Source organism: Nocardioides taihuensis (assembly GCF_042657275.1).
Lineage (GTDB): Bacteria > Actinomycetota > Actinomycetes > Propionibacteriales > Nocardioidaceae > Nocardioides > Nocardioides taihuensis.
On record NZ_JBHSKD010000002.1, the window covers coordinates 280,894 to 292,340 of the forward strand.

Annotated in this window: 11 protein-coding genes; all 11 read right to left on the reverse strand. The window is 75.0% G+C overall.

The window, feature by feature from the left end; all coding sequences use genetic code 11:
- Positions 1-14 precede the first annotated feature (14 nt).
- The 11 genes from ACFPGP_RS01385 to ACFPGP_RS01435 all read right to left on the reverse strand — a co-directional run bounded on the left by ACFPGP_RS01385 (position 15) and on the right by ACFPGP_RS01435 (position 11,440).
- Positions 15-2,174 (reverse strand): hypothetical protein, encoded by a 2,160-nt coding sequence (locus ACFPGP_RS01385; RefSeq protein WP_378585850.1) that lies wholly within the window; start codon positions 2,172-2,174, stop codon positions 15-17.
- Positions 2,171-4,918 (reverse strand): hypothetical protein, encoded by a 2,748-nt coding sequence (locus tag ACFPGP_RS01390; protein WP_378585853.1) that lies wholly within the window; start codon positions 4,916-4,918, stop codon positions 2,171-2,173. Before ACFPGP_RS01390 ends, ACFPGP_RS01385 begins: the two co-directional genes overlap by 4 nt.
- Positions 4,915-7,284: a putative baseplate assembly protein gene (locus ACFPGP_RS01395; protein ID WP_378585856.1), complete on the reverse strand. Its 2,370-nt coding sequence runs from the start codon at positions 7,282-7,284 to the stop codon at positions 4,915-4,917. The genes ACFPGP_RS01390 and ACFPGP_RS01395 overlap by 4 nt, the downstream gene beginning before the upstream one ends.
- Positions 7,281-7,646: a GPW/gp25 family protein gene (locus ACFPGP_RS01400; RefSeq protein ID WP_378585858.1), complete on the reverse strand. Its 366-nt coding sequence runs from the start codon at positions 7,644-7,646 to the stop codon at positions 7,281-7,283. Before ACFPGP_RS01400 ends, ACFPGP_RS01395 begins: the two co-directional genes overlap by 4 nt.
- Positions 7,643-7,966: a hypothetical protein gene (locus tag ACFPGP_RS01405; protein WP_378585860.1), complete on the reverse strand. Its 324-nt coding sequence runs from the start codon at positions 7,964-7,966 to the stop codon at positions 7,643-7,645. Before ACFPGP_RS01405 ends, ACFPGP_RS01400 begins: the two co-directional genes overlap by 4 nt.
- Positions 7,966-8,463, reverse strand: coding sequence for a phage baseplate assembly protein V (locus ACFPGP_RS01410; protein ID WP_378585862.1), 498 nt, complete (start codon positions 8,461-8,463; stop codon positions 7,966-7,968). Before ACFPGP_RS01410 ends, ACFPGP_RS01405 begins: the two co-directional genes overlap by 1 nt.
- Complete coding sequence (locus ACFPGP_RS01415) at positions 8,460-9,569, reverse strand: hypothetical protein (protein WP_378585864.1); 1,110 nt, start codon at positions 9,567-9,569, stop codon at positions 8,460-8,462. Before ACFPGP_RS01415 ends, ACFPGP_RS01410 begins: the two co-directional genes overlap by 4 nt.
- 4 nt (positions 9,570-9,573) lie before the next feature.
- Complete coding sequence (locus ACFPGP_RS01420; RefSeq protein WP_378585867.1) at positions 9,574-9,882, reverse strand: LysM domain-containing protein; 309 nt, start codon at positions 9,880-9,882, stop codon at positions 9,574-9,576.
- A 1-nt stretch (position 9,883) separates the two neighbouring features.
- On the reverse strand, positions 9,884-10,546 hold the full coding sequence (locus ACFPGP_RS01425) for a hypothetical protein (protein WP_378585870.1): 663 nt from the start codon (positions 10,544-10,546) through the stop codon (positions 9,884-9,886).
- A gap of 80 nt (positions 10,547-10,626) precedes the next feature.
- Complete coding sequence (locus tag ACFPGP_RS01430; protein ID WP_378585873.1) at positions 10,627-10,833, reverse strand: hypothetical protein; 207 nt, start codon at positions 10,831-10,833, stop codon at positions 10,627-10,629.
- 13 nt (positions 10,834-10,846) lie between these two features.
- Complete coding sequence (locus ACFPGP_RS01435; RefSeq protein ID WP_378585875.1) at positions 10,847-11,440, reverse strand: hypothetical protein; 594 nt, start codon at positions 11,438-11,440, stop codon at positions 10,847-10,849.
- Positions 11,441-11,447: the final 7 nt, after the last annotated feature.

Consider the following 11,447-nt stretch of genomic DNA (forward strand, 5'->3'; position numbering starts at 1 on the left):
CTTGTTGGGTGTGGTCAGGTCTCACGGACGACTCCTGCCTCGAGGCCGAGCCGGAGGTGCTCGTCGAGCACCGCGGCGAGGTTCGCCAGGCGCTGCGGCTCCTGCAGCTCCGCGAAGGCGCCCATCGCGGCACCGTTGGACGCGCCGGTCAGCAGCGCGGGGTCGGACCGGTCGTCGAGCCGTCCGTACGCCGGGTCGCCGTAGGTCGTGGAGCTGAACGCCGGCGTGAGGCGGGCGCGCACGGCCGCGGCGGTGGCGGCGTCGGTCACCCCGGTGAGAGCCAGGTCGGGCTGGCACCGGAAGCGGCGCGGTGCGACGGCACCCTCGCTCAGGTAGCTGAACCGCAGACAGCCCGCCTGGTGCCGCTCGACCGTGACCTGGCCGGCCAGGACGCAGTCGCTGGCGCTGAGCTGCTCGACGGTGAGCGCACCGACCACCGTGACCTGGTCGAGCAGGGCAGGGGCCCGGGGCGCGTCGACCGCGGGGCCGCCGACGCCGTCGACGATGCTGGTGGCGAGGTCGAGCTCGGGGCCGCGGTGGGGCACGGCGACCGGCCCGCTGATCGCCCGCGTCAGCTCGATCACGAGGTGTCCGTTGTCGTCGTCGGTCGCGGCAGGGGCGTCGACGGTGAGGCTCCCCGTGCCGGGGACGAGGGTGGTGTGACGCAGGGCCAGGCGGCCCAGGTCACCCGCGGCCACCGTGACGCTGCCCTCCAGCAGCAGGCCGTCGACGGCCAGCTCGCCCGGGAGCTCGTCCCCGGTCGGCGCCGTGCCGGTGACGGTGATGGAGCCACGCAGGTGCGGCCGGCGGCCGGCGGGCACGGCGTCGGTGAGCTGCAGGACCGTGAGGGCGTTCGCGGTCTCGGCCTGCGACCAGGCGAGGGCGGCGATCGTCAGCTCGCTCCCGGCGGGGACGGTGACGGCGAGGTCCTCGACGTAGGTCCGGCTGTCGAGCAGCGCGATGACCCCGATCGTGCCGGCGGGCTCGGCCTGCCAGTCGGCCACGGCCTCGGCGATCGTGGCGCAGACGGCGCCGGGGACCGGCGCGGCCGCCGCGCCCACGGCACGGAACCACGGCGCGCTCCCGTCGGGCGCCGTCGGGAGCACGGTGTCGCGCACGTAGCTGCCGGCGCCGACGCGGCCCGGCGAGGCGACCGTGGCGGTGACCTCGACCGCTGTGGGCACCAGCCCGTCGCGGAAGGCGAGCCGGCCCCGGACCGGGTCGACGGCCACGGTCAGCGGTGCGGCCGGGCGGGGCCAGCCGGTCGACGTCGCCGCAGGCGGGTCGCCGAGGTCCGCGGCGGTGAGGGCGGCCACCGGCACGGCCTCCAGGCCGCCGCCGGTGTCGGCGTACACCTCGATGACGGGCTCGGCGCCGAACCAGCGCGGCACGTCCCCGGTGGCGGCGCGCAGCCCCTCGAGCTCGTCGTACAGGGCCCGGGTGCGCAGCGGTGCGGGGACCTCGAACTCACGGGCCAGCGTGGTGATCGACGGCTGCGGGGGAGGCGCGTTGAAGAGCGGCGCCGCGAGGCCGACCGGGTCGACGAGGTAGCGCCCGTCGGGAGGGTCGGTCACCGGGCGGGCGGTGGCCCGCAGCACCGTCTGCGGCGCCAGCCGCCACACGTGCAGGCCGATGGTGGGGAGGTTGTGGAGCCCCGCCGGCACCAGGCGCGCCTCGGCGGTGCGGGCGGCGACCGAGAAGGGTCCGCCCACGAGCTCGAGGTCGGCCGCCCGCCGCAGGTCGGGGGTGCGCAGGTTGCCGGGGCGGCGGTGGGCCAGGTGCTGGGTGGTGCCGAGCCGCTGGAAGTACTCCACGGCCGCCGTGGGCCACCCGGTGACCTGGAAGGCGAGGTCCTCGAGGGCAGCCAGGGTGCCCTTGCGGCGCCGGTGGTCGAGGGTGTTGGCGACGAGCGCGCGCTGGCGTCCCGCACCCGGCCCGAGCGGGTGCAGCAGCCGGACGCCGAGCAGGTCGCCGAGGTAGGGGACGACCCAGTCGGCGCAGGTCTCGATGAAGGCGTCGTCGTAGAGCTGCTCGAGGTCGGCGGCGACCAGGTCGCCCTGCTCGCCGAGGATCTGGAGGAGTGCCTCGAGGACGCCGCCCTGCCCGGGCTCGGTGTCACGCTGGTGGTAGACCCGGGGGAGCAGGTCGATGAGCTGGTCGCGCAGGGCGGTCATGACGACGCCTCCGTGACGGTGAGCCCGCCGGCGGCGAGGACCACGAGCTGGGCCGGCATGGTGACACCGCCGACGACGCGCGCGGAGGACGAGGGCACGTCGGTGCGCGGGACCGTCACGGTCACGGCCACCACGCCCGCGACGGCGTGCGCGGCGAGGATCACGTCGCCCTCGGTCAGGGGCTGCCCCAGCTCGCGGTCGCCCTCGGACAGCGCGGCGGTCACGGACCGGGTGACGCCGTCCAGCACCTCCCGCGTCCCGTACGCCGGGTCGACCACGACGGTGAGGCTCACGTGCTCGGCCACGACCTCGGCGGCCTGCACCTCCAGCGGCAGCCGGGCGTCGCCGGCTCCGAGGAGCGCGTCGCGCAGGTTGCGGATCGCCTCGGTGTCGAGCACCTGTCCGCCGGAGCCCGCCACCGTCAGGTGCACGAACCGGCGACGTCCGTCCCACAGCCGGGCCGCGACGGCCTTGCCGATGCCGGGGACGCCTCGCGCGAAGTCCTCGACGTCACGCAGGGAGACCACGCGATCGAGGGTCAGGGCGGTCCGCGGGGCGTGGGCGCGGACGTCCGCGGGTGTCTCGGGGTCGGCGGCGAGGCCGGTGGGCAGGGGGTTGGTCACCGCTCGCAGACCGAGCGGCCGCGTCATCGGCAGCGTGAGCACGTCGGCGTCGAGCCGGCCCGCCATCCCCGTGCCGACGCGGTAGCGCGCCGTGACGTTGCCGGCCCCGGTCGGGAGCCGCGAGCCCGTCCGTCCGTCGCCGAACGTCACGGTCACCGTGCCCTCGTCGTCGGTCGCGGTCACGTAGACCTCGTCGTCGGGGCCGCAGCCGAACAGCTGGGGAACCTCGCGCCAGAGCCGGCCGTCGACGCGCACCTCGAGCGTCGACGTGACTCCTCCGCCGCTGGCCGACGGCACGTAGGTCAGCGGCGGCTCCTGCAGCGTGAAGTGCTGGTAGGTGAGGGCGGCGTCGCCGCCGCCGAGCACCTGGGCGCGCGACTCGCCGTGGGTGGCCGTCACGACGTTGGCGAGCACCCGCACCGCGTCGCGGTCGTAGCAGCCCGTGAGCGCCGCCGTGAGCACGAGCGTGTCGACCTCGTCGCTGTCGGGGGTGGGCCCGGCGACCACGGCCTCCTCGCGGTGCCGGGGGGCCCCGGCCGCCGGTGCGAGCGGCTGCAGCGCGTCCGCAGGACCCGTCACCAGGCCCCGGGTGGTCCGCCACGTGACGGTGCCGTCGCCGTTGTCGTCCACCCGCCCGCTCACCTCGAGCTCGTCGCCGGGGTGCAGGTGCACCGCACTCCGGCCGGGAGGAGTCGCGGTCAGCGTGCGCACGCCCTCGGCCACGCGGATCCGGGGTCGGGGGCCGACGACGACCACGCGGCGACCCGCCTCCAGCGTCGGCACGGGACGGGCGAGGACGATCTGCTCGCCCTGCACCGGCAGCGGATCGGGCCCCGTGGCCAGCGGCAGCAGCTCCGAGCCCACGAACGCCGTGGTCTCGCGCACCGAGGCCCCGAAGAGGTGGCTCGCTGTCGGACCGGTGAGCGACAGCCGGCTCACCTTGGCGTTGAGGGTGAAGTCGGTCCGGGAGGTCTCGGTGGTGGCCATGACGCGGTAGAGCACCGTCACGCCGGTCCTGGCCAGCACGACCCAGGACCCCGGCGAGGCCGCCGGGTAGGTGGCGTCGAGATCGACCGTGTTCTCCGGCTGGCCGGGCGCGACCACGCTGAACCCCGGCCAGTCGGGTCCGGGCAGCGCGCGGGACTCGAGGGTGTCGCGCCTCCGCCCGCGGTGCTCGGCGTGGAGCAGCGACCTCGTGACCGGGACGGACGAGCCGGTCCCGTCGGGCCTGCCGCCGCCGACGGACTGGCTGATCAGCCGCCAGTCGGGAGCGGCGGCGCCGAAGATCGCGGCCCGGGTGCGCAGGACGTACAGGCGCAGGTCGCGGGCGTCGGGGAGCTGCTCGACCCCGTGCCGGCCGGTCGACGTGGCGGGTTCCCCGAGCGGGTCGACCCAGCCGATCCGCGTCGCGTCGAGGCCGGGGAGCCGCTCCACCGAGGCCAGCCGCCGGAACGCCCAGTGGGTGTCGGCGCTGGAGGCCTCGCGCTCGCGTCCGACGAGCAGGACGGCGTCGCCGACGGCGAGGTCGCTGCGCAGCCCGTCCACGAGCACCGAGCGGTGCCCGACGCCGACCTGCTGGGGCACCCGGGCTCGGGCCGCGATCGCGTTCCAGGCCGGCCGCGCGACCAGCTCCGCGGTGGTCTCGTAGGTCTGGGGCACCTCGCCCGGCCCGGGCAGGCTGGCCACCCGGGTGCCGGTCGGGACCGGCACGACGTCGGGTGCGCCGACGGCGTCCTCGAGCGTGAGGGCGAGCACGGTCGCCGACGCCCGTCCCCGCAGGGGCTGGTAGCCGACCTCGTGGGCGAGCTCGCTGAGCGAGCGCGGGTCCACCGCGGTCCGCAGGTAGGCCTCGTTGGCGACCCGCTCGGTGTAGAAGGCCAGCACGTCGAGCACCGACGACCACGCGTCGACCAGGGCGATGGTCGGGTCGTCGGCGTCGCGGGTGGTGAGCCCTGACAGCGCGGGGCTGCGCGTGAGGCGTGCCTCCATGGCGGACGCGAACGCCCCGGACGTGCCCACGCGACGTCGTACGGCGGGCAGTCCGGGTGGGTTGTCCACCCGTGCCGGCGTCGCCGTCGCTCCAGCGGGCGGGCAGCCGCAGTCGCGGCGCTGGTCGCTCATCGGGCACCCCCGACGCGGACGGTGAGCACGCCCCGCTCGGGGACGTCCGGGTCGTTGGCGAGCTGGGCGATCTCCATGTCGTGCACCCGGAGCACGCCGGCGGCGAGCTCGCCGCGGCTGTGCTCGCCGTACCGCCGGAAGGTGGTGGCGCGCACCGTGGCCACGCCCGGCACGGCGAGGACCGCGGCGTAGACCCGGCTCAGGTGGACCGGGGTGCCGAAGGTGAAGTTGTCGGGGTGGAAGAGACCGCGCCGCCCGGCGCGGGTCGTCCCGGCCGACAGCACGTCGAGCACGTCGCGCTCGACGTCGGTCGCGAAGCGGTCGTCGTGGGCGCAGACGGAGAGCTCGAGCTCGACCGGTACCGGTCGGGGCTGCGCGACGTCGACGTCCACACCGGCCATCCGGTAGCCGTCGAGGAAGCGCCCGACCCGCTCGGTGAACGCGGGGTCGACCGCGACGCCGTCGGTCCGGTCGACCGTCACGAACGCGGTGTACCAGCTCCCGGTCCAGCGCATCCGCCCGCGGGCCCGCTGCACGCCCGTGAAGCGGTCGGTGACGATCGCGCCGTAGTCGGCCTCGGTCACGGCGCGCTCCTGCACCCGGAAGGCGTACGGCGCGTCCTGCCGCACCTGCTCCGTCGGCTCGGGGTCGACGCCGCCCGTGCCGGCGAGCGGGTTGCGGACGACCAGGTCGTCGCCGTCCATGCGGGTGATCGCCTCCGGGCCCACGTTGCCGGCGGCGCCGTGGCCGACGCGGTAGGTCGCCACGTGGGGCTCGTGCACGTCGGGCTCGCGGCCGTAGGAGCCGTCCCCGAAGCGCAGGGTCGCGGTCCCGTCGTCCTCCGGCTCGACGACGAGGGTGCGGTCGTCCGCGTCGGAGGCGAGCAGGTCGGCCACCGGGCGGAACGCGTGGTCGTCCTGCGGGTCGTTGGCGGGCGCCACCGTGATGGACGGCAGGGCCTGCCGCGGGTCGGTGGCGAGGAGCGCGGTCGCCGAGGGGCGGACCCGCCGGCCGGTGTGGTCCGTGACGAGCTCGTCGTAGGGCACGGCGTACGTCGGACGCCCGTCCGGCAGCAGCGGGCGCCAGCGACCGACGTCGTCGAGCCCGGTGTCGAGCGGCACCGGCCCGTCCACGGTGGCCCCGTGCTCGACGAGCACCATGTTCCCGGCGGCCACGCCGACGACCGACCGGCGCAGGCTGCCGTCGCCGTCCCGCGTCTCCGACACGATGCGCAGGGGGAACCGGAGCGCGTCCTCGGCGTCCCACCGGACGTCGAGTACCGCCCGCCCGTCGAGGGGGTCGGTCGCCGGCTCGCCCACCTCGACCAGCCGCACCACCGCACGGTGGGTGCGGTCGGCATCGGCCGGCTCGCCGCTCTCCGCTCCCGCGATCTCCTCGAGCAGCAGGAAGTCGCCGGCTGCCAGCGACAGCGGGTGGTCGATCCGGAGCGTCGCGCTGGTGGCGCCCTGCGGCAGGCAGCACAGGTCGTCGCTCCAGGTGTGCAGGTCGATCCCGCCGTGGGCGGGGAACGCCGCCAGGTCGTGCAGGGACTCGAAGACCTGGACGTCGCCCTCGTCGCCGCCGGTGCGGAACCGGGTGCCGGCCGGCACGGTCTGGGCTGCGGTCACCGGGAGGTGCACGAACGTCCGCGCGGCGCAGCCCTCGTGCACCCGGTAGCCGAGCAGCCGCGCGTGCCGGCGGATCGACGTACGGCGCCGGGCCGTCCCGAGGTAGGCCTCGGTGGCGACCGCGTCCTGCTCGTAGCTGAGCCGGTCGGCGACGAACGCGAGCAGCTCGACCAGGGCAACCTGCGCGTCGGCGGGGTGGTCGTCCCAGCCGGGCACCCGGGCCGCGATGCGGTCCACCATCTGCCGGCGGAAGCTCTCGTAGTCCTTGGCCAGGTAGTCGCGCACCGTCGAGGGCAGCGGGGGCGGTTGGCAGTTGTCGTCGCGACGGCAGTCGAACCGCGTCGGGCAGCCGGCCTTGAAGCTGAAGTCGAGCTCGCTGAGGCGTGGGTCGAAACCGCGGGGCGTCCTGCCCGTGAGGGGGTCGACGAGCCGCAGGCGGTAGGTCGAGAAGTCGCCGGGGCCAGAGGTCGTCACGGTGAGCACGTCGTCCGTCGTCGCGGTGCCCAGGGCCCGGAGGCCGCGGACCCGGTCGCCGCCGTCGATGACGACGTGGCTGCGCGTGAGCGTCGTGCCGCCGGAGGGGACCTCGTCGGGCTGTCCGGGCAGCGCGTGCAGGAAGTGCACCGCCAGCTTGCGCTGGCCCGGCAGCACCTCGAGGTAGTCGATGCCGTTGACCGTGACCGCGTCGCGGACCGCTTCCACGCGCTGCCCCTCGGGACACAGGTCGAGGTCGCTCACAGCGAGCTCCGGAACTCGTCGAGGCGCGACTCCTGGGTCGCCCGCACCGTGTAGCCGACGGTGACCCGGAGCACGGAGTCCTCCGCCCGCACGTCCACGCGGTCGACCGCGATCAGCTCACCGAGCCACTGCTGGAGCGAGGCCTGCACGGTCGCCTTGACGGCCAGGGCGAGCGGCTCGGAGTTGGGCTCGAAGACCAGCTGCAGCAGCCCGCAGCCGAACGTCGGGCGGTTGACCCGCTCGCCCGGGCTCGTGAACAGCACCTGCTCGACGAGGTCGTGGACATGGTCGTCCTGACCGGTCGCGGCGGACCGGCCGCGCCCGTCGATCCGGAGCGGGAAGTCGGGCCGCAGGCCGCTCACTGGGCCATCACCCTTGCCTGGCCGGGCGAGATGACCATCGACGGCGTGCCGTTGGGGGCGCAGACGGACTGGCTGTCCTGCAGGAGCAGCGGGATGCCCCCCGACCGCACGCGCAGCGCGCCGGTCATCCAGGTGTCGGTCACGCACGGGGACGGCACGGTGCCGGCGACGAACGGGCACCCGGCGACGACGTAGGGGGCGGACTGGCCCACCGCGGGGGAGCCCGACATCAGCACCCGCGGCAGCGGTGCGGTCGGCTGCGCCTGGCCGCCGTGGGCGCACAGGACCGTGCCGGCCTGGGTCAGGGCGAGTCCGGGCATCAGGTCACGTCCAGCGCGCCGTTGTTGATCGAGACCTGGGGGCCGGTGAGCTGGATGGTGGCGCCCTGCCCGTTCGTGATCTGCAGGCCGATCGCGCTCAGCACCACCTTCGCCCCGTCGGCGGTCTGGAGCGTGATGCCGCCGACCCCCGGGGTGTCGTCGACGGTGATGCTGTGGCCCGCGGGGGTGACCACCATCAGCTTCTTGTACGGCGGCGCCAGCCACTGGGTGGGCACCTCGGCGGCCGAGCCCCACCAGCAGCCCGTCCACACGGGGTAGTCGGGATCGCCGTGCTCGAACTCGATCCACACCCCCGCGCCGACCGTGGGCAGCGCGAAGAGGCCGACCTGGTTGCCGCCGAAGGGCGAGCACGGCATCGCCCAGCCGCTGGTGCCGTCGCCGTACACGTCGGGCACGCTGGCCTTGATCCGCATCGTCATCAGCGGGTCCTGGATGTCGGTGACCACGCCGCGGTACTTGCCGAAGAACTCGGTCACGGGACCACCGCCGGGGTGAGGGTGCCGGTGCCCTCGCGGCTGAGGCCGAAGCCCTGCACGTAGCTGCCGCGCGAGATCGTGTGGGTCACCTGCGTGACGTAGTAGAACCCGTCGTAGTCGAGCCCGGCGCCCCGCACGCCCACGAGGCCGCGGGCCCGGAGGACGCCGCCGTAGCGGGCGGTCTCGACGGTGCCCTGGCCGCGCACCGCCTCGGGCGCCCGCGTGGCGGCGGCCGCCGAGGCGAGGGCGGTCTGGAGAGGACCCGTGTTCGCGGTGTCGCGGAGCACGGTCGTCCGGCGGGCACCGGCCGGAGACGCGGACAGCGGGGGCAGGCGGAGGGCGGGCAGCGCGGGGATCGGGATCCGCATCTTGGTGAGGGGCTCGACGAACGTGCCGGTCGCGCCCTCCGGTGCCAGCGAGTCGTTGCTGAAGGACAGCTGGCGGCAGTTGCCGTGCGCGCCCATGCCGCGGGTCAGGGCCCGTTGCGGGATCCCGGCGCGGACCACGGGACCCCAGTGGGCCCGGTTCACGCCGAAGGTGATCGGCTCGCTGTAGAAGACGAAGCTGTTCGCCTCGGCGAGCCGGTTGATCATGGCGAGGTCGGTCTCGCGCTGCTGCGGGGTGCGCTGGAGCTCGATCGGCACGTCGGTGGTGGGCGTGACGTCGGGCACGAACCCCAGCTCGGGGTAGGAGGCGAGCGTGCGGGTGACGATCACGTAGTCGGGCTGGTTGGCGAACGACGTGTTCCTCTCCTCCAGCCCGAGCAGCGAGGTCACGGTCCTCCCGGTCACCGTGAGCGTGGTCTCGCCGGGGCGGTCGCTGGGACTCAGGTCGTGCCGCTCGACGACCCCGTCGATGAGCGGCTCGGGGACGACGCCGATCACGGCCCCGATCCAGACCCGTGTCCCCGGCGACAGGGTGTCGACGACGTCGTAGCGACCGAAGGTGTCCTTGGTGAGGGCGAAGGTCATCTGGAAGCCGTCGCCCGACTCGGTGTCGTTGCGGACCTCGACGGTGCGCAACGGCTCGATCAGGCTCGGGCTCGGCGTCGGGACCGGGTTGCCGGTCCAGAGCAGCAGGCGCACCCCGAGGACGCTCTCGAGCACCGCGTCACCCGCCCTGCCGCACGGGCGCGGCGATCGGCAGCCGGGTGCCCGGCACCTCCAGATCGGCCGGGCGGAGGACCTCGGTCGCGTCGCACAGGCGCCAGAACTGCGTCGGGTCGCCGGCGTAGCGGGCGGCGAGGTGGTCGAGGCGCTCACCCGGCTGCACCGTGTGGTGGCTGAGCACCGTGAGGTCGGCCAGCCGGGGGAGCAGCCGCCGGCGCACGTAGGTGACCTCGCGGGCCTCCCCGTCCGCGCCGGTGACGACCGTGGTGGCGGTGGGGAGCCCGGCGTACCGGCTCGACGGGGCGAACACCTCAGCCCCCTGCCGTCGCGCCGGCGCCCACGGTCGTGGTCGCCGAGAAGGAGAGGGCGCTGCCGAGGTTGGCCATCGCCTCCTTCGCCACCTGGTGGACCATGAAGAGCCCCCCGCCGACCGAGAGCAGACCGAGGTCGTCGTAGGTGAGCACGCGTACGCCGAGCGTCACCTTGGCCTGGATCGGGTTGAGGCTCGGGTCGTAGGCCTCCTCGGCGACGCTGATGCTGGTGATCCGGACGGGCAGGATCCGGGTGGGCCCCCAGACGAGGAGGGCCAGCGGTGCCTCGGGCGGGACCACCTCGACGAGGCCGGCGAGCGCGAGGGCCTCGTTGGCGATCACCAGGCCCGACGCGGGGTAGAACATCATCTCCAGCGACGCCAGCTGCGGGGCGATGCCGAGCTCGCCGGCGACCGAGTCCCCGACGGCGAGCTGGTCGGTCGCGTCGATCTCGATCGCGAGGTCGAAGGTCTCCTCGGGCGGCCCGCTCAGCCGCAGCGCCTCGCCCTCCGCGCCGTCGCCGCCCCCGGTCCGGGCGCGCAGCGTCCGGGTGACCTTCTCGGGGTTGTACTGGAAGACGATGACGCTGGCCAGCGGCTTCAGCACGTCGAGCCCGATCAGCGCACCCTTGGTGAGCCTCGGCGATCCGGAGAACCCCGTCATCCGCTCAGGCTCGCCGGGTCGGCGTCACCGGGCCGTCACGGTTGCCGCACGCGCGAGTGTGGGGGAGCACGCTGCGGGGCTCAGCGCCCCTCGACGACCCGGGAGGCGTGGGTGTCGTGGTGCAGTGCGATCGCGAAGTGGTCGCCCGGCGCCCCCGACACGCCCCGGAACAGCACGAACCACTCGTCACCCTCGAGCCGCGCCTCCGGCTCGGCGTAGCGAGCGAGGTCGTGGCCGGCAGCGACCGCCAGCCACCTCGCCACCTCGACCGCCTCGGTCTCGGTCATCCGGCGGACCCGGTCAACAGTAGGACGCCTTCTGGGTGCGCGTGTCCGCGAGATGGCTCCGCAGCGTGGCCTCGCACGGGGTGTGGTCGCGCGTCGCCGCTGCGAGCAGCGGGGCGATGCAGGACTCCTCGACGCCGTACGCCGTGCACTCGGAGGTCTTGAGGAAGTCGGCGTAGCCCGGTCCGCCGAGCGGGATGGCGGCGCCGTTGGCCTTGTCCTTGCACCCCTGCGGCCAGCGGCGGCGCCAGTCGGTGGCGTGGGACTCCTCGTGGCGGCGCACGCAGCCCTCGATGCCGCACGCCGCGCCCGCCCAGGAGTTGAGCGCGACGCGGTACCCACCGCTGCCGTCGCAGACGATCGTGGCGGCACCCTGGTGCGGTCGGTCATCACGGACGGGGCCCGGGATCTCCTCGTCCTCGACGTCGGTCCCGGTGACCGAGGGCAGGCCGCAGGCCCGGTCCGGTCGGGAGACGTGCAGGTCTGCGAACTCGTGGTCGGGAGCGCCCGGGCGGGATCCGGCCGGTGCCGCGACGGCCGGCACCGGCGACCAGACGCCTGCGCGGGACCGGTCCACCACGCGACGCTTCCCGGAGATGGTGCGGGTCATGGAAACC